The organism is Mesorhizobium sp. WSM4830 (genome assembly GCF_055811495.1).
Map to the genome: position 1 here is coordinate 394,326 of NZ_JBVVQI010000001.1, position 23,404 is coordinate 417,729.

The following is a 23,404-nucleotide window of genomic DNA, read 5'->3' on the forward strand; positions in this document are numbered from 1 at the left end:
CACCACCCCAGAACAGACCGGGGTGACGATGCCGGTTATCGACGGGAGCCAGACGATCCGGCTGGCTCCCAACTACTGGCCTTTCGTTGTCCCCGCACTCGTCGTCGTCGGCGCAGTCATCGTCTTCCCCTGGGCTTTCACCCTGTGGATGAGCGTCAATCGCTGGACGCTCGGCCAGTCGCGGAGCTTTGCCGGGATGGAAAACTATCTCCGCCTGGCCAGCGACCCACGGTTCTGGGAATCCCTTGTTCATACATTGACCTACACCTTCCTCTCGGTTGCAGCGCCGATGCTGCTGGGCACACTGGCCGCCCTGATCTTCGACGCCAGGTTTCCGCTGCGCGGCCTGCTGCGTGGCGTCTTCGTCATGCCGATGATGGCGACACCCGTTGCCGTGGCACTGGTCTGGACAATGATGTTCCATCCTCAGCTTGGCGTGCTCAACTACCTGCTGTCGCTGGTCGGCATCCCGGCTCAGGAATGGATATTCAACGCCAACACGGTCATCCCGTCGCTGGTTGCGGTCGAGACCTGGCAGTGGACGCCGCTGGTCATGCTGATCGTGCTTGGCGGGCTGGCCTCGGTGCCGCGCGAGCCCTTCGAAAGCGCCGAGATCGACGGCGCGAATGCCTGGCAGCAATTCCGCTATCTCACTCTGCCGATGATCGCGCCGTTCCTGATGATCGCGGTCATCATCCGCACCATCGATGCCTTGAAGAGCTTCGACATCATCTATGCGATGACCCAGGGCGGGCCGGGAACGGCGTCGGAGACCATCAACATCTATCTCTACAACACCGCCTTCTCCTACTACGATATCGGCTACGGCTCGGCCATGGCCGTGGTGTTCTTCATTGTCATCGTGGCCCTGTCGTTTGTCCTGCTGATGCTGCGCCAACGCTCGCAGTGGATCGATACGGAGGGCAAATAGATGAGTTCACGGCTGCTCAACCAGATCGGTCTGTTTTTCGCTGCCCTGGTTTTCGTCTCGCCGGCGATCCTGTTCTTCCTCTGGATGATCTCGCTGTCGCTGAAATTCGAGATCGATAACGGTGCCTATCCGCCGATCCTGGTCCCCGAACGCTTCGCCTGGTCGAACTATGTAAAGGTGTTCGAGGAGAACAATTTCCTGCTCTATCTCTGGAACTCGGTTCTGGTGACCGGCACGGCGACCTTGCTGGCGCTGTTGATCGGCGTACCGGCCGGCTATGGCATCGCACGGCTAAAGGCTGAACGGTCGGCGGTCGTCATCATGATCGCCCGCATGACGCCTGGGCTATCCTATCTCATCCCGCTGTTTCTGCTGTTCCAATGGATCGGGATCCTCGGCACGCTATGGCCGCAGATCATCATCCACCTGGTTGTGACGGTGCCTATCGTGGTCTGGGTGATGATCGGCTATTTCGAGACCACGCCGATGGAACTGGAGGAGGCGGCCAACATCGACGGCGCCAGCTCCTGGCAGGTTTTCCGGCTGGTCGCCCTGCCCATCGCTAAGCCGGGCATCGTGGTGGCCTTCATCCTGTCCGTGATCTTCTCGTGGAACAATTTCGTCTTCGGCGTGGTGCTCGCCAGCCGTGAGACGCGCACCCTGCCGGTCGCCGTCTACAACATGCTGTCCTACGAACAGGTCAGCTGGGGGCCGCTCGCCGCGGCGGCGCTGGTGGTGACGTTGCCGGTGCTGATCCTGACCATGTTCGCGCAAAGGCAGATCGTCGCGGGGCTGACCGCCGGCGCCGTCAAGGGCGGCTGAGGGCGGATCCGGACATCACTCTTTTCTGGGAAAGATCCAATGGCATCGGTAACGATCAACAACGTGCAGAAGGCCTTTGGGGCCACCAAGATCATTCACGACGTCAGCGTCGATATCGCCGACGGCGAATTCGTCATCCTGGTCGGCCCGTCGGGATGCGGAAAATCGACGCTGCTGCGTATGATTGCGGGGCTTGAAACGATCTCAGGCGGGAAGATCGCCATCGGCGAGCGTATGGTCAACAACCTGCGTGCACGGGACCGGAACATCGCCATGGTGTTCCAGAATTATGCGCTCTATCCGCATATGACTGTTGCCGACAATATGGGCTTTGCCCTCAAGATCAAGAAAGCCGACCCGACCGATACCGCTGGCCGGGTCAGGAAGGCAGCCGGCATCCTCGGCCTGGAAAAGCTGCTTGACCGTTATCCGCGCCAGCTTTCGGGCGGCCAGCGCCAGCGCGTCGCCATGGGCCGCGCGATCGTACGCGACCCACAGGTCTTCCTGTTCGACGAGCCGCTCTCCAACCTCGATGCCAAATTGCGCGTCCAGATGCGCGGCGAGATCAAGGCCCTGCACCAGCGGCTGGGTACCACGACGATCTATGTCACGCACGACCAGATCGAGGCCATGACTATGGCCGATAAGATCGTCGTGCTGCATGACGGCCTGGTCGAGCAGATCGGCGCGCCGCTGGACCTCTACGACCGTCCGGCCAACCTCTTCGTTGCCGGTTTCATCGGCTCGCCCGCCATGAACTTCATTGCCGGCCGCATCGAGGAGGGCGTGTTCCGCAGCGCCGGCGGGTTGATCCTGCCGTTGCCGGAAGGCGCCCAGCCGGCGGATGCCGCAGGACGCGAACTCGTCTACGGCATTCGCCCGGAACATATCCGGGCGACGGGGCAAGGTATGCCGGGCACGGTCACGCTTCTCGAGGCGACCGGCTCGGAAATCTTCGCCAGGGTCGACTGCTCCGGTGAAGAAATCTCCTGCCTCTTCCGAGAAAGGCTTGCGCTCAAGCAAGGCGAAGGGATGCGGATCGAGATCGACCGCGCATGTGCGCATCTGTTCGACGCCGAAACTGGTCGGCGCATCTGACTCGGTGGTCCGATTAATGCGTGGTCGGCCTAGGTAGGCAACGCGAATTCACCGGCGAGTTCGATGGCGCGGCCTTCGCGGGCCGATCTCTGGGCGGCGAGACCCATGACGACGGCCCACCAGCCGTCTTGCAAGGTCACTTCCACTTTGCCTTGTCCGCACACCGCAGCGGTGAAGCGGGCGTGCTCGAAATAGGTCGAACCGTTATGGTCGCCTGCCTCGAGCAGCCGGGGGTCGACGGGAATCTCCAGCAGTCGTGGTCCAGGCGGATTGCGCGGACTGACGATCAACTGGGGCACTGGCGCAGGGCCAAGGTGGGTCGGCCAGAAACGGCCTGGTCCGGGCACCAGACATTCGATCTTTCCGTCGCCGCCGACAGCGCAGAGTTCCTCCTGGTAGCGGCTGCCCTCGGCAAACATGCACAGTTCCAGCATGGCGCGCGTGCCGCTCGCGAAATCAACCAGCACATAGCCATGGTCAAGGATATCCGGCCTCTCACCGCCATAGCGTTCGTCGAGATGGTTTACGGCTTGTCCAGCGCTCGCCATCACGCGGACGGGATCCGATTCAAGGATCAGCCGCATCAGGTCGAAGAAGTGGCAGCACTTCTCGACGAACGTGCCGCCGGTGTTGCGGTTGAAGCGGTTCCAGTCGCCGACCTTGGCCAGAAACGGGAAGCGGTGCTCGCGGACCGTCAGCATGCGGATGCCGCCGGTGGCGTGGCGCGCCTGCTCGACGAATGCGGCGACGGGCGGCATATAGCGGTATTCCATGGCCACCCAGACGAGCGGAAGCCGCGCTTTCAACACCGCGATCCGCCCCTCGTCGGCGGTCTCGGTGAAAAGCGGTTTTTCCACCAGCACAGGCAGCGGTCGAAGTGCGGCGATCTGCTCCATCTGACTGAGGTGATGGTGGTTGGGGCTGGCGATCAAGACGCAGTCCACCTCGTCCATCGCCAGCAGCTCGGCGATCGATGCCGCCGATCGCGCGCCCGACGCCGTCGCCAGCGCCGCCGCCAACATGCCGGGGTCCGGCTCGAAGATCGCGGCCACATGCGCGTCGGGCAACAGAGCGATGTTGCGGATATGCTCGCGGCCCATCATGCCGCAGCCGATGATGCCGTAGCCGATTGATGATCTGGTCACGCTGCGTCTTCCTCCGGCCTATCTGAAACGCGTGACATACCGCGCCGCGCCCGGATCGAACCAGCTGCGGGAATATTCCGCGCTGGCGCCGTCGCCAGCCCAGGCGATACGTTCTATGAACCCCACGACCGTCCCCGGCGGTGGCCTGAACTCGAGCGGGGCCCAGTCCGGCGCAGGCGCGACGGCGACACGGTCTTCGGCGCGAACGATCGAAAAGCCGAGCGCAAGCCGGTAATGGAGATAGAGGGATTCCGACAAATCCTCGCGCTTGAGCCGCTCGGCGCGGCTGACGTCGAGCCAGATCTCCTCGACTGCGGCCGGCTCGCCGTCGAGCCGTCGCAGCCGGCGTATGCGGTGGGCTTCGCCGGCGCTGCCGAATTGCGGCAGGTCGGCGGGCTTGGGCAGCCGCTCGACGGACAGCACGTCGGCACTCGGCAGGCCGCCACCGCCGATGCGCTCCAGGCGAAAGAAGGCATAGATCCCAAGCAAGTCGCCGCGCGCCCGCACATAGTTACCCGAGCCCTGGATGCGGTCGAGAAGGCCCTTTTCGGTCAAATCTGCCAGCGCCCGCCTGAGCGTGCCGACGGCAATCCCGAGGCTCGCGGCCATCTCGCGCTCGGGCGGCAGCCGCGCCCCGTCGGCCAGCCGTCCAGCCGCGATTTCGCGGATCAGCATTTCGCTCGTCTGCAAGTGCACAGGCAAGGGGCCACGCATCTGGCTGGATCGGTGGCCGGGGTCAGCCCTTGTCAAATGCATCCGGTGTTCCAATCGCATCCCGGTTTCGGGTTTGGCTCCAAATTGATACAGTATTGATCTACATCAAAACGAATGCTACGCAAGCCCTATTCGCAGCTCCGGACGTCATTGAAGAGTGGCCCGGACGTCTTTTCTGAAGAGTGGAAATGAGCACCGTCCCAATCACCTCGCCGGATCTCGATGCTGCCGAAGTCTCGTGGTTCGCCGCACTCTGCTCGGACGACTACCAGTATCTCGGCGTGCCGGACGGCGCGCTGCGCTCGAGCTGGGCGCATTGCTCCGAGATCGTGAAGACGTCCGAGGAACTCGGTTTCCGCAACATCCTGTGTCCGTCGTCCTATCAGGTCGGCCAGGACACGCTGAGCTTCGTTGCCGGCTGTGCGCCGATCACGTCGAAGATCAATCTGCTTGCCGCTGTGCGCTGCGGCGAGATGCAGCCAATCATGCTGGCGCGCACGATTGCGACGCTGGACCACATGCTGGAAGGCCGGCTGACGGTGAACATCATTTCATCGGACTTTCCGGGCGAGACAGCCGACAGCGCCTACCGCTATCGCCGTTCCCGCGAGGTGGTGCAGATCCTGCGCCAGGCCTGGACCAGGGACAGCATCGATTTCGAGGGCGAGGTCTATCGCTATAACGGGCTCTCGACGGCACCGGCGAAGCCCTATCAGCAGAATGGCGGTCCGCTGCTCTATTTCGGCGGTTATTCGCCCGACGCGCTCGAGCTTTGCGCCGAACAGTGCGACGTCTACCTGATGTGGCCGGAAACCAGGGAGGAGCTTGCCGGCCGCATGAGAGCCGTCCACCAACGCGCCGAGCGTCATGGGCGGACGCTCGACTATGGCCTGCGCGTCCACATGATCGTGCGCGATACCGAGGCCGAGGCAAAGGAATATGCCCGGGAGCTGGTTTCGAGGTTGGACGACGAGCAGGGCAGGGCGATCCGCGAGCGCGCGCTCGACGCCCGATCGCTCGGCGTATCGCACCAGGCCAGGAACCGCCAGATCGCCGACGCCGAAGGCTATGTCGAGCCGCATCTGTGGACGGGCGTCGGGCGGGCGCGCTCTGGTTGCGGCGCGGCGCTGGTGGGCTCGACCGATCAGGTTCTGTCGGAAATCGAAGCGTATATGAAGATGGGGATCCGCGCTTTCATCTTTTCCGGCTACCCGCATCTCGACGAGGCGCGTCATTTCGGCACCAAGGTGTTGCCCCAGCTCAAGACATGCTCGCTCCCGCACGCCTATGGCCGGGTGCCGGAACGGATCCCGGCGACACCACTGGGAACGGGAGAGCGCCGCTGATGGAGCATGTCGTGTGTGATCCCCGCCTTTTGCGCAACGCCTTCGGACGTTTCGCCACCGGCGTCACGGTCGTCACCACCGGCACGGCCGGCGGCCCGGTCGCGATCACTGCCAACAGCTTCTCATCCGTGTCGCTCGATCCGCCGCTGGTGCTCTGGTCAATCGGCCGCCACTCGCGCCGGTTCGAAGCCTTCGCCAATTCCGCGCACTACGCCATTCACGTGTTGGCGGAAGATCAAATCGATCTGTGCTGGCGCTTTTCGAAGTCGGGGACGGACTTTGCCGATCTTGACCTGTCGTGGAGCGAGCACGGCGTGCCATTGCTGCCGCGCGCACTGGCGCGGTTCGAATGCAGCGTCGTCGACCGCTTCCCGGCTGGCGACCATATGATCCTGCTTGGACGTGTCCTTGAACTGGAGACGCAAGAGGGTTTGCCGCTGCTCTTTGCTGGCGGCAAGTCGCGCGCTCAAAAGGCCAGCTGATGACCGCCGCTTCGGGCTGGTGCCGTCGACTGGCGCACCACGAGATTGCAGGCAAGTTCGACGCGACGCGGCGGCGACCCCGAATGGGCCATATCGTCGAGCAGCAGGCTAAGCGCCGCCGATCCGATCTCGCGCATAGGAATGTGCATCGCCGTCAGCGGCGGATTGCAGAAGGCAGCGAGCGGCAAGTCGTCCATACCGACCACGGACACGTCGCCAGGCACCGAGTATCCGGCCTCCTGGACGCCGGCGATGGCACCAAACGCCAAGCTGTCGCCAGCCGTCAGCACGGCGGTGAAATCGAGGCCGCGGGCCGCGATGCGCTCGCTGACGGCCCTGCTCGCAAGTTCCGGCAGCCAGTCCTGCACCTCGACCACGAAGTCGTCGAAGCCGGCAATGCCGGCCGTGATCAGCGCGTCGCGCCAACCTTCGTAGCGCCGCTCGATCGTGCGCCGGCCACGCCGCATCAGGAACAGGATGCGGCGGTGGCCGAGGCCGATCAGATGCTGCGCCGCAAGCATGGCGGCAGAGCGATTGCAGGGCGTCACGCTCGAATGGCGCATCGAGGGATCGTCGCCGTTGACGAGCACGATCGGCTTAGCGAAGCCGGCTGTCAGCGTCAGCACATCGTCATCGTCCAGCGTCAGAAACAGGCAGCCGGCGACGCTGTCGTCGCGCTCGGATTCACGCAGCAGCGCGATTTCGTCCTCGGGCGCCGAAACCGGCCGGGTCACCAGTTCGACGCCCAGCAACCGGGCGCGCTCGCTGAGCCCGTCAAGGACGTGGTAGGTGAACTGATTGCGGGCACTGTCCACCATTGCCACGCTGCTTGCGGCCAGAATGACCTTGCGGCCGGCAACCGAAGCGGGAACGGCATAGTTCATCGACTTCGCCGTTTCGATGATCTTGGCACGAAGCTCATCCCTCACGCCACCGACGCCGCTCAGCGCACGAGAGGCGGTGCTGACCGACACGCCGCAACGCGCCGCGATCTCTTCAAGTCGAATGCGGCGGCTGGGGCGGCCGCGCTTGCACTGGATATTCATCCGCTCCGTCACCTCCGGCAAAGTCATCCGATTAATGCAAAAAATTTTCAGATTGCGCAAGAAAAATGGCTGTGAAACAGTTCCGATGAAGCGGGAGAAACGGGAGGAGTGATGCCGCTATCGGCCGAACGCCTGAATTCCGCGCTTGCCAGCCTCGTGGCCGGCATGACCGGCTTGCGTCATGACGGGCGGTTCCATGAGCCGAATCTCGACGGCACGCCGGGCGACTATGTTAGCTTCGACAGCTGGGAATGGCCGCAAGGCGTCGGGCTCTACGGGCTGGTTCGGCTGTGGGCGCAGACCGGCGACGATCGGCTGCTGCAGACGATCGAGGCCTGGTATGACCGACGCATCGCTGCCGGTCTGCCTGCGATGAACGTCAACACCACCGCGCCCCTTTTGGCGCTAAGCGAATTGTGGCGGCGCCGGCGCCAGCCGCGCTTCGAGCCGGTGCTGCGCGAATGGGCCGAGCGGGTCGCCACCGCCTTGCCGCGGACGCCCGAAGGCGGTTTCCAGCATGATGTTTCGGACCGGGTCAACGACGACGAATTGTGGGACGACACGCTGTTCATGGTGGCGCTGTTCCTCGCATCGTATGGCCAGGCTGCCGGCCAACGTCGCTTCGTCGAAGAAGCAGAAAGGCAATTCCTGGTCCACGCCCGTTATCTCGCCGACCCGGCATCAGGGCTGTGGTTTCACGGCTGGACGTTCGCGGGACGGCACAATTTCGCCCGTGCGCGTTGGGCGAGAGGCAATGCCTGGATTACTGTCGGTATCCTCGAACTGGTGGAGTTCGCCGAAATTGCGCCTTCGGTCCGGGCCTATCTGCTCGGCGTGCTGGAGACGCAGATCAACGCCCTGCTCGAGGTGCAGGCAGGTTCGGGAGCATGGCACACTCTGCTCGACGACCCGACGTCTTACGAGGAGATTTCCGCCACGGCCGGCTTCGGCTACGGGTTGATGAAGGCCGCGCGGCTCGGCATCGGCTCGACAGAGTGCCGTGCCGCCGGCCTCCGCGCCTTGGAAGCCGTGGTGGCCAACATCGATGACAAAGGTGTGGTGGCGAACGTGTCCTATGGCACACGCATGGGCGCCGACCTGCAGTTCTATCGCGATATACCCATCCATCCGACGGGCTACGGGCAGGCGCTGGCCATTCTGTGCCTGACCGAAGGGGCGCGGCATCTGCAGTCGAAGGTGGAGGCGGCATGATGCGGACGCTCTATGGCGCGTCGCCGGCCGATATTGCCGGCATGGACACGGACCGGTTGAGGGCAGAGTTCCTGGTCGACGGCTTGTTCCGGCCTGGCGCGATCGAATTCGTCTACACCCATGTCGACCGCATGATCGTCGGTGGCGCGGTGCCGCTGGCCAACCCGCTGGCATTCGGCAACGGGGCCGAAGTCGGCACCCCGCTCTTCTTTGACGCGCGCGAGATGGGCATCGCCAATCTCGGCGGCAATGGTGCGGTCGCGGTGGACGGCCGGCGCTTTCCCGCGGCTAACCGCGACATCGTCTATGTCGGACGCGGAGCGCGTGAGGTGACGCTGGCGAGCGACGATCCGGAGAGGCCGGCACGCTTCTACATGAACTCGGTGCCGGCCGGCGCCGATATTGCGCACCGTCTCGTCGTCAGCAGCGAAGCCAAGCCGCTTGTGCTCGGCGAGGAGGCTCGTGCGAACAGGCGCACGCTGCGCATGTACATCCATCCCGAAGTGGCCCCGTCCTGCCTCTTGCTGATGGGGATCACCGACCTCGCGCCGGGCAGCGTGTGGAACACGATGCCGCCGCATCTGCATGAGCGGCGCATGGAAGCTTATTGCTACTTCGACCTCGCCGAAGCCGACCGTGTAATCCATCTGATGGGCCGGCCAGACAAGACGCGCCACCTGATGGCCGCTGACGGTGACGTTGTCCTGTCGCCCGCCTGGTCTATCCATATGGGCGCCGGCACCGGCCCCTATGCTTTCGTCTGGGGCATGACCGGCGAGAACCAGGCCTACACCGATGTCGATCCAGTTGCCGTGAAGGATTTGCGATGAGCGAGGCCGCGCAAAGCGTTCGGACGGATTTTACGCTGCGCCGGCCGCTCATGGCGGGGCAGCCAATCGTCTATTGGCGGCTCGGGTCTATCGCCGAGCAACGCTACGACGTGGCCGACCAGCCCATGCAAGGCGAGATGGATCCCTTCTTCTTCCTGACCAAGCACAAGAATTTCATTCCGCATGAATATCCGTGCCGCACGCGGTTCGCGGCGGAACGACGCGGCAAGCGACCACAGGTCAGCGCCGAATTCGGCGCCGAGCGCCTCTGGCTGCCCTTCGCCTCGCCGCGCATCGACCTATCGGGCTTCTGGTTTCGGCCGACGGTGCTTGGAACCTGGGTCGAGACCACCATCGAGGTGGCCTCGAGTGGCGAGGTGATGGTGCGGCTGCGCACATGCGGCGGCGCCATACTCTTTGCCAATGGTGAGGAAGCCGGCTGGATGGCGCCCTACGGCCGCAATCTGGAAAGTGCCGAGCACTTCAAGATCGCGCTGAGGGCCGGCCGCAACGACATTCGCATATGGTTCGACGATCTCGCCGAGCGCGATGCCCGCTACTATTTTCAGCTCGACTATCTATCCGGTCCGGCTGCTTCGGTGGCACTGCCGATCGAAGTCGAGAGCGGCGTTGCCGATGCGATGGAAGCAGCCCTCGACGACATGCATTTCGAGCGTCCCGCCTATGACGGCGGCGAGGTGGCGCTCGTCACCGGCGTGGCCCTGCCGCGCGACGCGCAAGTCGAGGTCGAGATCGAGGGCGATTTCATGTCGATCGAGACGCCGGTGCGCTTCGCCTTCGATCTGCCGGCGGGCCAGACGCGGCTGCCGATCGCCGATGCCGAGCAGCTGCCGGCCGACTTTCGCCATTTCAAGGTGACGCTTACGGTCGCAGACCATGCCGTATCGCGTGTCTTCGGCGTCGAGATATGCCACGCGCGCCGTCAGGGCGAGGCGCCGGAAACGCTTACTGCGCGTATCGATGAGGCCTTGCGCGAGGTCGCCGGTCACGCCGAGGCCGACACCGTGCGCGCGCTGGCGCGCCTGGCGATCGGACAGCAGGGCTCCGAGACCGACGCCATGATCTCCGGCACGCTGCCGGCGATCGAGGATTGTCACGATTGCGCCGACTTCATCCTGGTGCCGCTGTTGTGGTGCCGCAAGGCCTATGGCGATCGGCTGGAAGCGAGCCTGCGCGCGCGCGTCGACAACGCCATCCTCGGCTATCGCTACTGGATGGACGAGCCCGGCAATGATGTGCAGTGGTACTTCTCCGAGAACCACGCGCTGCTCTTCCACACCGCCGCCTATATTGCGGGAGTGCTGTTGCCCGATTCACGGTTCGTGCGGTCGGGCCGCCTTGGCCGCGAACAGTCCGCGGTTGGAGCCGCGCGGGTACGCGCCTGGCTCGACCATTTCGAGGCATGGGAGATGGCCGAGTTCAACTCGGCGCCCTATTTCCCGATCGACCTCAAGGGCCTGTGTGCGCTCTACGCGCTGGCCCCGGACTGGGACATCGCCGAACGTGCTGGCAAGGCAATCACACGCCTGCTTGAAATCGTCGCCCGCTCGGCGCATCGCGGCATCCTCACCGGGGCGCAGGGCCGCTCCTATGAGCACACGCTGCGCGCGGCGCGTTCCCTGGAATTATCCGGCATCTGCCGCATGCTATGGGGCAAGGGCAATTACGGCATGCGCTTTCACGCGCTGCCGCAGCTGGCACTCTGCCTGCGGGATCACGATTTGAGCGTTCCGGAGGGGTTGGCAGCAATTGCTTCCCTTACCGGCGATGCGGCGTGGGAATGGACTTTTGCGCAGGGACAAGACCGCTTCGCGCGGCTCTACCACTATAAGACGCGCGACCATGCGATGGGCAGCGCCGCTGGTTACCGCTGGAATCAATGGGGTTATCAGGAGACCGTCATTCACGCCCGGCTCGGCAAGAATCCGGATGCGCAGATCTGGATCAACCACCCCGGCGAAGTGCTGCAGTCGGGATATGGCAGACCATCATATTGGGGTGGCTCAGGCACTTTGCCCCGGCTCCACCAATACCGAGACCTCGCCGTCGTCAGCTTCTCTTGCTCGGATGAACAGCCCGACTTCACGCATGCCTGGTTCCCCGCACGTGCCTTTGATGCCGTGCAAGTGGGTGGCGATCGGGCGTTCGCGCAATCGGGCGAAGCCTTCGTCATGCTGAAGACGGATGTTCCGCTCACGCAGGTCGTGGCCGGCCCGACGGCCGGCAACGAGTTGCGGGCGGCGGGACGCAGGACGACATGGATCGTCCGCCTCGGTGACCGGAATGCCAATCTGCCGGTCCTCGACGCCTGGGCGGGCGCCTTTGCCGGCCTGTCGGTGCGGTCGGGTCCCGACGGCGAGTTGATCGTTGAGGATCCTGAGTACGGCACGGTGCATTTCCTCGCCGACGCAAGGATCGTGGCTGAGGGACGTATACTCGATCCGGCCAACTGGACCGTGCGCGGCGAGGCGATGCGCATGAAGCAAAGAGAGTAGGGAGGAAATCGGCTGCGACGCTCAAGAGGAGAGGGCGTGGCCGCTTGAACCATCGGGGCGCCGCCCCGGCAAAGGAGGAGACGAAGCATGAATAAGACCCGCACTTTGGTGGCCGCGCTATCGGTCAGTCTGCTCGCATCGACCAGCGCGTTTGCCGGCGACGTGCGCATCATGTGGTATTCGGACGGTGTCGAAGGCGATGTCATCCAGGACATCCTGAACCGCTTCATGAAGGACAATCCCGACATCCACGTCACGCTCGACAACGTCGCCTACAAGGTGATCCAGGAGCAGTTGCCCATCCAGCTCGAGGCCGGCCAGGGCCCGGACATCGCCCGCGTCACCAACATCAAGGAGCTTGCCCAGCACTGGCTCGATCTCAGGCCACTGCTGGCCGATCCGAAATATTGGGAGGACAATTTCGCCGACACGCTGGACTGGATGCGCCCCGACGGCTCCAACGCCATCCCGGGTTTCATGACCCAGCTCACGCTCACCGGCGGTTTCGCCAACAAGACGCTGTTCGAACAGGCCGGCGTGCCGCTGCCCGGCGACAAGGCGACCTGGGACGACTGGATCAACGCCGCCGCCGAGGTGGCGAAGAGCCAGCAGCTTCCGGCTGCCTTCGCCATCGACCGTTCCGGTCACCGCATTTCGGGTCCGAATGTCTCCTTTGGAGCGAACTATATCGGCCCCGATGACATGCCGGCGAAAGTGGACGACGGCACCAAGGCTTTCGTCGGCAAGCTCGTCGACTGGACCGCCAAGGGCCTGATGCTGAAGGATACGTGGGTGTCGGCGGCAGGCTCGACCTACCGCGCGGCCGCCGATGACTTCATCAACGCCCAGATCCCGTTCTACTATTCTGGCAGCTGGCAGGTCGCCAATCTGTCGACCAAGATCGGCGACAGTTTCGACTGGGTGGCAACCGGCTCGCCCTGCGGTACCGCAGGCTGTTCGGGCGTGAAGGGCGGCGCGGCGCTGGTCGCCATCAAATACACGAAGAATCCCAAGGACGTCGCCAAGGTCATGGATTATCTGGCCCGTGAAGACGTGGTGAAAGAATTCAGCGAGCGCACGCTGTTTCTGCCCGCGCACAAGGGCGTCGTAGACAAGGGCGGGCTGAAATGGGTCTCTGCCGACAAGAACGTCGGTCCGGCGCTCGACAAGTTCGTCAAGGCGGCGGGTGAAACCCTGCCGGCGGCCGATGCACTGCCGCCGTGGAAGTGGGCCAACGCTTACTTCGCCGCGCTGGTGACGCGCGTCAGCCAGGTGATGGCCGGCGAGCTCAGCCTCGACGATGCCTGGGGCAGGATCGACCAGGATATCGCCGACAAGGTTGCCGAGGCGAAGTGACCGCCGCCGCGACACTGAAGGCATGGATTGGCGCCGCCCTCGCGGGGCCGGTCGTGTGGCTGGCGTCGATCATCAACGTGCCGCTGAAGTTCTGGCAGCGCGCGACGGGCACCGGCGGCATGGCCGCGTTCTTCCTCGCCCCAAACATGGCGATCTTCGGCATTTTCGTCCTGGTGCCGATGATCATCAACTTTTTCTATTCGGCCACGTCAGGAACGGCCTACTTCCTGCAGGACCGAACCTATGTGGGGCTCGAGCAATACCAGCGCCTGCTCGATTGCGGCAACTACCTGGACACTGCGACTTGCCACGAGGATCTCTTCTGGAAGGCCGTGCACAATACCGGCCTGTTCGTCGTCGTGCAGGTGGCGCTGATGACGGTCGTGTCGATGGCGACGGCGTTGATCCTCAACCGCGAGATCGTCGGGCGTAGCTTCTGGCGCGCGGTGTTCTTCTTCCCGGTGCTGTTGTCGCCCGTCGTCACCGGCCTGATCTGGCGTTGGATCCTGCAGCGCCAGGGCCTGCTCAACCTGATCGTCCATGATATGGGCGGCGAGCCGCACAATTGGCTGACGGACCGTTTCTGGGCTTTCACCGCCGCGGTCAGCGTTTCGGTCTGGGCCCATATGGGCTTCTATACGCTGATCCTGCTTGCCGGATTGCAGGCGATCCCGCGCGACCTTTACGAAGCGGCCGAGATGGACGGCACCAAGCCGGCGCGGGTGTTCTGGCGCATCACGCTGCCGCTGCTGATGCCGAATCTGCTTGTCGTCATCGTACTGACGCTGATCCGCGCTGTGCAGATCTTTGACGAAGTCTATGTGCTGACGGGTGGAGGGCCGGGAACCTCGACCCTCTATATCACGCAGTACATCTATGAGATCGGCTTCGCCTCCCTGCTGCGCAATCCGGGGCTGGCTTCGGCGGCTTCGATCCTGATGGGGTTGGTGCTGGTCGTGCTCACCTTGGTTCAACTGCAGGTCGGACGCCGGGGTGAGCGGAAAGGAGCCCGCGAATGAGCCGGGTCGTGACATTCCTGACCCGCAGGCGCGGCGGTCGCGGCTGGCACTGGACGGATATCGTGAGCTGGCTGTGGCTGCTCGGCGGCGTTGTCATCATGTTCGGTCCGGCCGTCTGGCTGGTGGGTTCGTCATTCAAGACGCCCGCACAGCTCGCCGAGTTCCCGCCGACCATAATGCCTTATGTCAGCCAACAGGCGAGGGTTGAAGGCTACGAAAAGCCGCTGGCCCTCTACAGGGTCAAGCTGCCGGATGGTTCGACCAAGGTGCTGGCCGAGGTGCGGCGCATCGGCATCATGGCGCAGATGGTGGACCCGCAGGCGCCGAACGATGTGGTCAAGGTCAACATCGCCGACCGGCAGCCGGTACGCGAAATCGGCTTCGCGACGGAGAACTACACCGAGCCCTTCGTCCATTTCGACTTCCTGCGCTATCTGCGCAATTCGGTATTTGTGACGGCAATGGCGACGCTGATCACGCTGCTCACCAATTCGATGGCCGCCTTCGCCTTGTCGAAATATAAGTTCCGCGGCCGCGATCTGACGATGCTTGTGATCGTCGGTACGCTGATGGTGCCGCTGTCGGTCATCCTGGTGCCGCTCTATTCGGTGGTGGGCGCCGTCGGGCTGCTCGATTCGCTGTGGGGCGTGATCTTGCCGACCGTGGCGACGCCGACCGGCGTCTTTCTGCTGCGCCAATATATGCTGACCATTCCCGACGAGTTGCTCGATGCGGCGCGCATGGACAACGCTTCCGAATGGCAGATCTACTGGCGGATCGTATTGCCGCTTGCAGCACCGGCGCTCGCCGTGCTGGCGATCTTCTCGGTCGTCTGGCGGTGGAACGACTTTCTGTGGCCGCTGGTGGTGCTGTCGCGCAAGGAACTCTACACACTCCAGGTCGGCCTCAACACCTATGCCGGCCAGCTAAACGTGCAGTGGCACTACATCCTGGCGATGACAGTCGTGACGATGATCCCCGTCGTCCTCGTCTTCGTCTTCCTGCAGCGTTACATCACTTCCGGCATTGCCGGCACCGGGCTGAAGTGAGGATGTCATGGGACGGATAACGCTGACCAACATCGATCGCGCTTACGGCAAGATGAAGATCTTGCACGGCATCAACCTCGACGTCGGTGACGGCGAGATGCTGGTCCTCGTCGGCCCGTCGGGTTGCGGCAAGTCCACGCTGCTGCGGCTGATTGCCGGGCTCGATCGGCCGACCGACGGCAAGATCGAGATCGACGGGGTCGACGTCACCAACGTTTCGGCCGCGCAGCGCGGCCTGGCGATGGTGTTCCAGTCCTACGCGCTCTACCCGCACATGAGCGTGCGCCAGAACCTCGCCTTCGGGCTCGAAAACATCCGTATGCCGAAAGCCGAGATCGACGCGCGGATCACGGAAGCGACGCGCATGCTGGAAATTGCTCCCTATCTGGACCGCCGGCCCGGTCAATTGTCGGGCGGCCAGAAGCAGCGCGTCGCGATCGGCCGTGCGGTGGTGCGCAATCCGACCGCCTTTCTGCTCGATGAACCGCTGTCCAACCTCGATGCCGAACTGCGCATCACCATGCGCGCTGAACTGGCGGGCCTGCACCGGCGGCTGGCAACCACGATGGTCTACGTCACCCATGACCAGATCGAGGCGATGACCCTGGCGGACCGCATCGTGGTCATGCGCTCGGGGCGGATCGAACAGGTCGGCCGGCCGCTCGATCTCTACAACGCGCCGGCCAACCTGTTCGTCGCCGGCTTCATCGGCGCGCCGCGGATGAACCTGCTGCCGGTAAAGGTGCGTTCGGCAAGCGCCGCCGAGGTGCGTGTCGAAGGTCCAGGCGGGCTGTCGGCCTCGGTCGCGGCCGACGGAGTCGCGCTGAAACCGGGGGACGACGCGACGCTTGGCATCCGGCCACACGACATCCAACTTTCGAATGGCAGCAAGGGATCGGTGGAAGCGCGGGTAACGCTGGCCGAGGCGTTGGGACCGGAAACCGTTGTCCACGCCACCATTGCCGGCGACAGCAAACTTATCGCCGTTCTCAAGCAGCAGGGGGTTGAATCGCAAGGGCCGCCGATCAACCTCGCTCTGCCGTCGGAGCGTATGCATCTCTTCGATGCCGCCGGGCTGCGTGTCGCACCGCGTTAGCCGGAGGCAAGATAGCGGGTTGCTTTCATGAACCGTCGTGACTGCCGCACAGCGAACGCGTGTTGCGCGCATGTCAAAATAGGTGAACGTTAAGACAACCGAACTCTTCAAGAGGGCGCTCTCTGCGATCATTGCTGCCACGGTCTTCGGCGATACGGAGCTCGGCGCCGGCACGTTCGCGCGCCTGAGGAATCCGGCTGACTGATAATACGACCTGTGCTGAGGTTCAGTACGAACCACCGATCAGGGCAGATGGGATGTTCGTCCGCGTGATAGCGGCGAGGCCGTGAAATCCGCGATCGTTCTGCAGTTCTGCTTTGTTGCAGAACCGCAGCTCGACGGAGACGTTCTCGTGAAACTGTACTGCGCACCATGGGCTTCCAGCCTTGGCGAACATCTCGCTCTTCGGGAGGCGGATACCTCCTTCGATAGCGAGCGCATCGACCGGGTGTCGAGGCAATCATGAGCCGAGCCCGCAAGATCGCAATCGTCATCGTTGCCCTTATGGTGATTCCAATGGCAGCTATATGGAGCTGGCAATGGTTCACGCGGGGCCGGTTCGAGGAAACGACCGATAACGCCTATCTCCGCGGAGACATTACCAGCATCGCTCCGAAGCTTGCCGGTTACGTCGTCGAAGTCGACATAGACGACAATGCCAGTGTGTCTAAGGGTGCTGTCCTGTTTCGCATCGACGACAGCGACTACAAGGCCAAGGCGGAGCAGGCGAAAGCCAACGTCGCCGCTCGGCAGGCGGAAATCGCCAACATCAAGGCGACCCGTGAACTGCAGGACGCATTGATCGCGCAGGCTGAGGCGCAGAAGCAATCTGCCGCAGCCGACCTGCAATTCGCCCGCGCCAACCTGAACCGCTACGTCACGCTGCAGAAGAACGGGACCGCAAGCGATCAGAAGCTGCAGGATGCGCAGGCCGGCCATGACAAGGCAAAGGCATCGCTGGACGGCACAGAGGCCAATCTGCTGGCTCAAAAGTTGAAGCTCGGTGTTCTGGATGCACAATTGTCCGGTGCGCAGGCAGCCCTGTCGCAGGCACAGGCAGCGCTCGACCTGGCAATGCTCGACCTGGCCAACACCGTCGTGCGGGCCCCGGTCGACGGCATCGTCGGCAATCGCCAGATCCGTGTCGGCCGCTATGTCAACCCAGGGACAGCAGCCCTGGACATCGTTCCGGTTAACGATGTCTGGATCGTCGCCAATTTCAAGGAAACACAGCTGAAGCAGGTTGAGATCGGCCAACGCGTCCGCGTCATGGTTGACGAATATCCAGATCTGCAAATCGACGGCTTTGTCGACAGCTTCGCTCCCGGCAGTGGCGCGGCATTCAGCCTGCTGCCGCCGGACAATGCCACCGGAAACTTCATCCGCGTCGTCCAACGCGTGCCGGTCAAGATCAGGATGACGCGCAATCCGTTGCCCGGCCGCCTGGTTCCGGGACTCTCGGCTCGTGTTGCCATCACCGTCGGCACCAGGGATGCTCCGGCAGTAGCGCAGGAAATGCAGACAGGCGGGACCGCGGACGGGCGCTCAGCACAATGATGCACCTCGCCGAAACGGCGGCTGTGCAGCGCCATCCCGGCACCCTGCGCGCTTGCTTGATAGCAACCGGCGTCGTGCTTGCCGCCTTCATGGACGCGGTCGCATCCACCGCACTGTCCATCGGCCGGATCGACATGCTCGGCGACACCTACGCAACGTTGGACGAACTGGCGATGATCGACGTTGTTTTCATCGCGGCCAAGCTGACGGCGTTCCTTGTCGCTCCGCTTCTTGTGACAGCAGCCAGGCCGACCGCCTGCCTGCGCGCGGGGGTTGTCGCCCTTCTGCTGGCATCCGCGACCTTGACGTTGTCGGTGGACCTCACCTGGATTTGCATCTGCCGCATTGTCCAAGGACTGGCCGGCGGCACAGTTCTCGTCGCCGGCCAGACACTACTGTTCTTTCGCTTCCCGCACCGGCATCAGCCCGTCGTTCAGGCGGTTTTTGCCGTAGGCGCCGTCATGGCTCCGACGACCGTCACGCCGGCCCTGCAGGGCTGGCTTGTCGATCATCTGACCTGGGAGTGGATATTCCTGAGCATCAGTCCGCTCGGCATCGTCTCCCTTCTCCTTCTGGCGGCGGACGGCGATCAGACCTTTTGGCGGAAAACCAGGTTTCCTGCCGTCGGGATATTGTTGCTCGGCATCAGCGCCGCGCTTTTGACCTACGTCCTGCTGCAAGGCAGCAGGTTCAACTGGTTCGACGACACCGACATCACCTTCCTTGCCGCAACCGGTGTGACGGCCGCCGGCCTTCTGGCCGTCTGGGAGACCCGCTTTCGTTCAGAAGGCTCACTGCTGGCCATCTCGCCCCTTGGCAATCCGGACTTTCGCTTCGGCCTGCTCGTCAGCTTCGTCGCCGGCTCTGCTCTTTCAAGCAGCGCCTATCTCATTCCGGCTTTTGCCCTCAACGTGCTCGATTTTACCGCCACGGGCGCAGGAGTGCTTCTGCTGCCCAGCGGAGCCATGCTCGCGCTTGGACTTCTGTTGTCCGGCTTCGTCATCCAAAGGACCGGGATGCGCCCGATCACGCTTGCGCCATTTGGCATTCTGCTCTTCGCAGGCGCCATGTGGATGCTGTCCGCTTCGACGAGCGGTAGCGGATCACCGGACCTGACCCTTGCTCTGCTGCTGCGAGGATTCGGCCTCGGCCTTCTGTTCGTGGCACTGACGCTGGTTACACTGCAGGGCCTTGCCGCCAATGCGCTGCCGTTCGGCATCGGGCTGTTCAACTTCGGCAAGCAGGTGGGCGGTCTGACCGGCACAGCCCTCTTGCAAACGTATGTTGATCACCAGAATGCCCACAATCGGACGATACTGGCGTCCCACCTCGTCAATGGCGATCCAGCCGTAGACCAGCGCTTGAGAGCCACTGCGAACGCTCTGGCGAACAGTGTCGACGGCACTGCGGCGACCAAGGCCGCCCTGCCGCTGCTGCAGCGCGCGCTTGAGAAGCAGGTCGCCACGATCTCGTTCGACGAAGCTTTCTTCGCGCTCGTCCTGCTGTTCGCGGTCGCTGCTCCCTGTCTCATTGTCGCCAAACAATTGCTCGGCCGCCAAGCCGCTCCGCAGAACTAAACCGCGTACAGGTTCTATACTTTGGAACAGATGTATTGGACGGGAGAGGTTTCCAGATTACCCCAAGAGCCGTGTTAACCGGACGAGACAGGGATGACGAATGCAGAGGTTTTTCCGGTTTCACTCTGCAGCCGACGAAGAGGCAGCCGAGCGTCTTACCTGTCCGGCTCGTATTCCCAGTGGTAGGTCTTGATGCATCGATCCGCGTCGCTCCTCGCGCGAGGCGATCGTTAGGGCCCCTGTAGCAGCGATATCTGCGCGCAATGCATGGATTTCCATGAGATGCAGCCGAGGCATGGCGGGCCTAGATTTAGGCGGTGAGTTCGCCTGTCCAGATATTGAAAACAAGTGCTATATCAGGCGCTGACCGTCCCCAGGCTTTTTTGTCCGACAGGAGAAGCCAATGACAGCAGCGTCCAACTCACTTGGCGAAATCGACCCCGAAGCAACGCTCGCGCTGCAAATCATCGAGAGCATGCCCGGCCATGCGTGGGCAGCCGATGCCGCCGGAAGGTTCACCTATGTCAGCCCAAACACCCTGGCGTTCCTCGGCAACACGCATGAGGATCTCAACACTTCCGAAGACGACGATGAGTTCGGCTGGCGTCGAGCCGTCCATCCCGACGATTATGATCCTGTAGCCGCCAGATGGCGGCATTGCCTCGAAACCGGCGATCCCTATGATACCGAGCATCGTCTACGGCGCGCCGATGGCGTCTATCGCTGGTTTCGAAGCTCAGGACGACCATTTCGCGATAGCCAGGGGCGCATCGTTCAATGGTACGGCACGACAATAGACATTGAGGACCAGAAGCGGGCCGAGTCAGCATTGCGTGACCGCGAGCGGGAACTCTCGCAACTGGTGGACATGGTCCCGAGTCACATCTGGCGGCTCGATCCCGACGGCGAGCCGATCTTCTTCAATGGGCGCATGGTTGACTTTGTCGGCCTCGACGTAGCGGATCTGGACCGACCGGGCATAAGCCGGCTGGCGGCGATGATACAGGCCGCCGTTCATCCGGACGACGCGGCAGCGTTCGGCGATGCACTCCATGGTTGCTTCGCTACCGGTGCGAGCTTCGCCATGCGCTATCGCCTGCGCCGTGCCGATGGCGTCTATCGCTGGATGTCGAGCCGGGCGGAGCCGATGCGCGATGACGCCGGCCGCATCGTCCAGTGGTACGGCCTCTGTCACGACATAGACGATCAGATGCACGCCGAAGCGGCGTTGCGGCAGAGCGAGCAGCAACTTCAGCACATGATCGACGCCGTGCCGGTCCGCATCTGGAGCGTGATGCCGACCGGCGGGCCGGTCTACTTCAACAAGCGATACCAGGACCATTTCCGCTCCGTTATCGCGAACTTTGATGCGCTCGGCGAGCCGGGCATCGAAACGTTGCTGCACAAGGTGATTCATCCCGAAGATGCACCCGAGGTGCAGCGCACGTTGCTGAGGTGTTTCGAAACTGGCGGCGGCTCCGCGATGCGGTTTCGCTGGCGCGAAAAAGACGGCACCTATCGCTGGGCTGAGTGCAGGGTCGAGCCGCGGCGCGATGACGACGGAACGGTCGTGCAGTGGTACGGGGTTTCTCTCGACATCGACGATGAGGTGCGCGCGCAAGCGGCGTTGCGCAAAAGCGAGCGGCGCCTTCAGCAGCTTATCGACACCGTGCCCGCTTTGATCTGGAGTACGACACGGGAAGGGACGCCTTCCTACGTCAACAAGCGGTTCACCGATGTAACCGGGGCCACGCTCCATGACATCACCGCCCCGGACGGATCGCCGTCGCTGAGCGTGATCCATCCAGACGATATCGACACCGCACGGCAGGCGATCCGCCATTCATTCGCAACGGGCGTACCTTACGTTCAGAGATATCACCAGAGGCGGGCCGACGGCGGCTATCGCTGGACCGAGACTCGCGCCGAGCCGCTGCGCGACGAAGATGGCAGCATTCTCCAATGGTACGGCGTGAGCGTCGACATCCATGACCTGGTGACCACGCAAGCCGCGTTGCACGACCGGGAACGAGAGCTCTCGCAACTCGTCAACATGGTTCCGAGCTACCTCTGGCGGCTGTCTCCCAACGGTGAGCCGACCTTCTTCAACAAGCGCCTGATAGATTTTCTCGGCCTGGACATAGCGGACGCGGAAAAGCCGGACACGAGCCGGTTGGCGGCCTTCATTGCCACCGTCGTCCACCCCGACGATGCAGCCAGCCTGAGGGAAGCACTCGACAGCTGCTTTGCCACCGGCGAGCGCTTCTTCATGAAGTATCGCCTGCGCCGTGCCGATGGCGCTTATCGCTGGATGGAGGGCCGCGCGGAGCCGCTGCGGGACCAGGGTGGACGCATCGTCCAATGGTACGGCCTTACGCACGACATCGACGATCAGCTGCGCGTCGAAGAAGCGCTGCGCGAGAGAGAACGCGCGCTCTGGCAGCTCGTTGAAACGCTGCCGGCAATGATCGATTGCGCCGCGCCGAACGGCGAACCGATATATCGCAGCCAGCAGCTCCGAGAATTTCTCGGATACAATCTTGAGGAGTTGGACGAAGCGGGAAAGTCCCGGCTGGCCGGCACACTCGACGCCGGTGTTCATCCCGACGACCTGACAGGTGTCAAAGAGAGATATGCCCATTGTCTGTCCACAGGCGAGCCGTATGCGCGACGGCACCGTCTGCGGCGCTTCGATGGTGAATATCGCTGGGTCGAGACGCGCGCCGCGCCGATGCGCAACGCTGAAGGCGCCATCGTGCAGTGGAACGTTATCTGCCTCGACATCGAAAATGAGGTGCGGACACAAGAGGAGCTTCGGCTGGCACAAGAGAGACTTGCGCGCGCGAGCCAGGCGGCGAGCCTTGCCGAACTCTCCGCATCCATCGCTCATGAGGTGAACCAGCCGCTGGCCGCCATCGTCGCCAACTCCAGCGCATGCCACCGTTGGCTGTCCGCCGAGCCCCCGAACGTCGAGCGCGCGAAGATCACGGCCGAGCGCATCAGCCGCGACGCCAACTCGGCGGCGGAGGTCGTCGGCCGCATCCGTGCCCTGTTCAGACCTTCGCTTGAAATGAGAACCAGCACGCCGATCCCCAGCGTCGTTGCCGAAGCACGTGACCTTATGGCCGAGGAGGCCATGCGGCGTCGCGTTCGCATGGACATCGACGTCGAAAGCAACCTTCCGCTGGTTGCGTTCGATCGCGTCCAGATCCAGCAGGTCCTGGTCAACCTCATTCGCAACGGCATGGAGGCAATGGACACCACCGCGGGCGACAAGGTTCTCGGGATGCGCGTGCGCCGGATAGAGGACACGACCCAGACCGAGGTCAGCGACCGCGGCCCGGGTATCGAACGTCTCAACAAGATATTCGAGCCGTTCTTTACAACGAAAGGGAACGGGATGGGCATGGGGCTCGCGATCTCCCGTTCGATCGTCGAGTCTCACGGCGGACGTCTTTGGGCGGAGAATAACGTGCCGCGTGGGGCGACATTCATCTTCACCCTTCCGGTTGAAGCGAAAGCTGCGCAATAACGGGCGGCGCTCAGTAAGCGCTTAGTTTTTTCGGCTCTCGGTGAAGGGGCGCCGCCGCCCCGTGCAATGCATGGAT

Annotated in this window: 19 protein-coding genes; 16 read left to right on the plus strand and 3 right to left on the minus strand. The window is 63.3% G+C overall.

Translation table 11 applies throughout. The annotated features are described in order from the left end of the window. The first annotated feature begins 28 nt into the window (after positions 1–28). From AC0L2Y_RS02015 to AC0L2Y_RS02025, 3 genes are read left to right on the plus strand one after another with little or no spacing between them, the layout of a single operon-like run. Positions 29–931, plus strand: coding sequence for a carbohydrate ABC transporter permease (locus tag AC0L2Y_RS02015; protein ID WP_245274609.1), 903 nt, complete (start codon positions 29–31; stop codon positions 929–931). After that, positions 932–1,753 carry a carbohydrate ABC transporter permease gene (locus tag AC0L2Y_RS02020; protein WP_473553430.1) on the plus strand — a complete coding sequence of 274 codons (822 nt, stop codon included), beginning with the start codon at positions 932–934 and terminating at the stop codon, positions 1,751–1,753. A 39-nt stretch (positions 1,754–1,792) separates the two neighbouring features. Further along, positions 1,793–2,851: an ABC transporter ATP-binding protein gene (locus AC0L2Y_RS02025; protein ID WP_473553431.1), complete on the plus strand. Its 1,059-nt coding sequence runs from the start codon at positions 1,793–1,795 to the stop codon at positions 2,849–2,851. A 29-nt stretch (positions 2,852–2,880) separates the two neighbouring features. Here AC0L2Y_RS02025 and AC0L2Y_RS02030 read toward each other — a convergent pair whose 3' ends face one another. Together AC0L2Y_RS02030 and AC0L2Y_RS02035 are read right to left on the minus strand one after the other, a co-directional pair. Next, on the minus strand, positions 2,881–3,996 hold the full coding sequence (locus AC0L2Y_RS02030) for a Gfo/Idh/MocA family protein (RefSeq protein WP_473553433.1): 1,116 nt from the start codon (positions 3,994–3,996) through the stop codon (positions 2,881–2,883). A gap of 18 nt (positions 3,997–4,014) precedes the next feature. Continuing rightward, on the minus strand, positions 4,015–4,671 hold the full coding sequence (locus AC0L2Y_RS02035; protein WP_473553434.1) for a GntR family transcriptional regulator: 657 nt from the start codon (positions 4,669–4,671) through the stop codon (positions 4,015–4,017). Positions 4,672–4,898: 227 nt separating this feature from the next. On the opposite strand from AC0L2Y_RS02035, the gene AC0L2Y_RS02040 reads away from it, so the two are divergent. Together AC0L2Y_RS02040 and AC0L2Y_RS02045 are read left to right on the plus strand one after the other, a co-directional pair. Then, positions 4,899–6,056, plus strand: a complete 1,158-nt coding sequence (locus AC0L2Y_RS02040) for an LLM class flavin-dependent oxidoreductase (protein ID WP_473553436.1) — start codon at positions 4,899–4,901, stop codon at positions 6,054–6,056. 11 nt (positions 6,057–6,067) lie between these two features. Beyond that, on the plus strand, positions 6,068–6,538 hold the full coding sequence (locus AC0L2Y_RS02045) for a flavin reductase family protein (RefSeq protein WP_473553437.1): 471 nt from the start codon (positions 6,068–6,070) through the stop codon (positions 6,536–6,538). Here the strand turns inward: AC0L2Y_RS02045 and AC0L2Y_RS02050 are convergent. Beyond that, positions 6,523–7,584 carry a LacI family DNA-binding transcriptional regulator gene (locus AC0L2Y_RS02050; RefSeq protein WP_473553439.1) on the minus strand — a complete coding sequence of 354 codons (1,062 nt, stop codon included), beginning with the start codon at positions 7,582–7,584 and terminating at the stop codon, positions 6,523–6,525. The genes AC0L2Y_RS02045 and AC0L2Y_RS02050 overlap by 16 nt on opposite strands. Between AC0L2Y_RS02050 and AC0L2Y_RS02055 the strand changes: the two genes are divergently transcribed. The 11 genes from AC0L2Y_RS02055 to AC0L2Y_RS02105 all read left to right on the plus strand — a co-directional run bounded on the left by AC0L2Y_RS02055 (position 7,499) and on the right by AC0L2Y_RS02105 (position 23,328). Further along, entirely contained in the window at positions 7,499–7,696 is a 198-nt protein-coding gene (locus AC0L2Y_RS02055) for a hypothetical protein (RefSeq protein WP_473553703.1), read from the plus strand. The two genes, AC0L2Y_RS02050 and AC0L2Y_RS02055, sit on opposite strands and share 86 nt — an antisense overlap. Further along, positions 7,696–8,796: a beta-galactosidase BglB gene (gene bglB / locus AC0L2Y_RS02060; protein WP_473553440.1), complete on the plus strand. Its 1,101-nt coding sequence runs from the start codon at positions 7,696–7,698 to the stop codon at positions 8,794–8,796. Before AC0L2Y_RS02055 ends, bglB begins: the two co-directional genes overlap by 1 nt. Then, positions 8,793–9,626 carry a 5-dehydro-4-deoxy-D-glucuronate isomerase gene (gene kduI, locus AC0L2Y_RS02065; RefSeq protein ID WP_473553442.1) on the plus strand — a complete coding sequence of 278 codons (834 nt, stop codon included), beginning with the start codon at positions 8,793–8,795 and terminating at the stop codon, positions 9,624–9,626. Before bglB ends, kduI begins: the two co-directional genes overlap by 4 nt. Then, the gene (locus tag AC0L2Y_RS02070; protein WP_473553443.1) at positions 9,623–12,142 is read left to right on the plus strand and encodes a hypothetical protein; all 2,520 of its coding nucleotides are present in this window, start codon (positions 9,623–9,625) and stop codon (positions 12,140–12,142) included. Before kduI ends, AC0L2Y_RS02070 begins: the two co-directional genes overlap by 4 nt. Positions 12,143–12,229: 87 nt before the next feature. Further along, a complete protein-coding gene (locus tag AC0L2Y_RS02075; protein WP_473553445.1) occupies positions 12,230–13,498 on the plus strand; it encodes an ABC transporter substrate-binding protein in 1,269 nt (422 codons plus the stop codon). Next, on the plus strand, positions 13,495–14,517 hold the full coding sequence (locus tag AC0L2Y_RS02080; RefSeq protein ID WP_473553446.1) for a carbohydrate ABC transporter permease: 1,023 nt from the start codon (positions 13,495–13,497) through the stop codon (positions 14,515–14,517). The genes AC0L2Y_RS02075 and AC0L2Y_RS02080 overlap by 4 nt, the downstream gene beginning before the upstream one ends. Beyond that, positions 14,514–15,566, plus strand: coding sequence for a carbohydrate ABC transporter permease (locus AC0L2Y_RS02085; RefSeq protein ID WP_473553448.1), 1,053 nt, complete (start codon positions 14,514–14,516; stop codon positions 15,564–15,566). Before AC0L2Y_RS02080 ends, AC0L2Y_RS02085 begins: the two co-directional genes overlap by 4 nt. A gap of 7 nt (positions 15,567–15,573) precedes the next feature. Further along, positions 15,574–16,662, plus strand: a complete 1,089-nt coding sequence (locus AC0L2Y_RS02090; RefSeq protein ID WP_473553450.1) for an ABC transporter ATP-binding protein — start codon at positions 15,574–15,576, stop codon at positions 16,660–16,662. Positions 16,663–17,124: 462 nt separating this feature from the next. Then, complete coding sequence (locus AC0L2Y_RS02095; protein WP_473553452.1) at positions 17,125–18,219, plus strand: HlyD family secretion protein; 1,095 nt, start codon at positions 17,125–17,127, stop codon at positions 18,217–18,219. After that, positions 18,219–19,796, plus strand: a complete 1,578-nt coding sequence (locus AC0L2Y_RS02100; protein ID WP_473553686.1) for an MFS transporter — start codon at positions 18,219–18,221, stop codon at positions 19,794–19,796. Before AC0L2Y_RS02095 ends, AC0L2Y_RS02100 begins: the two co-directional genes overlap by 1 nt. A 403-nt stretch (positions 19,797–20,199) precedes the next feature. Then, positions 20,200–23,328 (plus strand): PAS domain-containing protein, encoded by a 3,129-nt coding sequence (locus AC0L2Y_RS02105; protein ID WP_473553454.1) that lies wholly within the window; start codon positions 20,200–20,202, stop codon positions 23,326–23,328. The last annotated feature ends 76 nt before the right edge of the window (positions 23,329–23,404 follow it).

What these genes read in the sequence shown, in the direction of transcription:
- AC0L2Y_RS02075 (WP_473553445.1), top strand. Translation starts at nt 12,230, where the DNA reads ATGAATAAGACCCGCACTTTGGTGGCCGCGCTATCGGTCAGTCTGCTC.
- AC0L2Y_RS02095 (WP_473553452.1), top strand. Translation starts at nt 17,125, where the DNA reads ATGAGCCGAGCCCGCAAGATCGCAATCGTCATCGTTGCCCTTATGGTG.
- bglB (WP_473553440.1), top strand. Translation starts at nt 7,696, where the DNA reads ATGCCGCTATCGGCCGAACGCCTGAATTCCGCGCTTGCCAGCCTCGTG.
- AC0L2Y_RS02050 (WP_473553439.1), bottom strand. Translation starts at nt 7,584, where the DNA reads ATGAATATCCAGTGCAAGCGCGGCCGCCCCAGCCGCCGCATTCGACTT.
- AC0L2Y_RS02035 (WP_473553434.1), bottom strand. Translation starts at nt 4,671, where the DNA reads ATGCTGATCCGCGAAATCGCGGCTGGACGGCTGGCCGACGGGGCGCGG.
- AC0L2Y_RS02090 (WP_473553450.1), top strand. Translation starts at nt 15,574, where the DNA reads ATGGGACGGATAACGCTGACCAACATCGATCGCGCTTACGGCAAGATG.
- AC0L2Y_RS02100 (WP_473553686.1), top strand. Translation starts at nt 18,219, where the DNA reads ATGCACCTCGCCGAAACGGCGGCTGTGCAGCGCCATCCCGGCACCCTG.
- AC0L2Y_RS02070 (WP_473553443.1), top strand. Translation starts at nt 9,623, where the DNA reads ATGAGCGAGGCCGCGCAAAGCGTTCGGACGGATTTTACGCTGCGCCGG.
- AC0L2Y_RS02040 (WP_473553436.1), top strand. Translation starts at nt 4,899, where the DNA reads ATGAGCACCGTCCCAATCACCTCGCCGGATCTCGATGCTGCCGAAGTC.
- AC0L2Y_RS02085 (WP_473553448.1), top strand. Translation starts at nt 14,514, where the DNA reads ATGAGCCGGGTCGTGACATTCCTGACCCGCAGGCGCGGCGGTCGCGGC.
- kduI (WP_473553442.1), top strand. Translation starts at nt 8,793, where the DNA reads ATGATGCGGACGCTCTATGGCGCGTCGCCGGCCGATATTGCCGGCATG.
- AC0L2Y_RS02025 (WP_473553431.1), top strand. Translation starts at nt 1,793, where the DNA reads ATGGCATCGGTAACGATCAACAACGTGCAGAAGGCCTTTGGGGCCACC.
- AC0L2Y_RS02015 (WP_245274609.1), top strand. Translation starts at nt 29, where the DNA reads ATGCCGGTTATCGACGGGAGCCAGACGATCCGGCTGGCTCCCAACTAC.
- AC0L2Y_RS02105 (WP_473553454.1), top strand. Translation starts at nt 20,200, where the DNA reads ATGACAGCAGCGTCCAACTCACTTGGCGAAATCGACCCCGAAGCAACG.
- AC0L2Y_RS02020 (WP_473553430.1), top strand. Translation starts at nt 932, where the DNA reads ATGAGTTCACGGCTGCTCAACCAGATCGGTCTGTTTTTCGCTGCCCTG.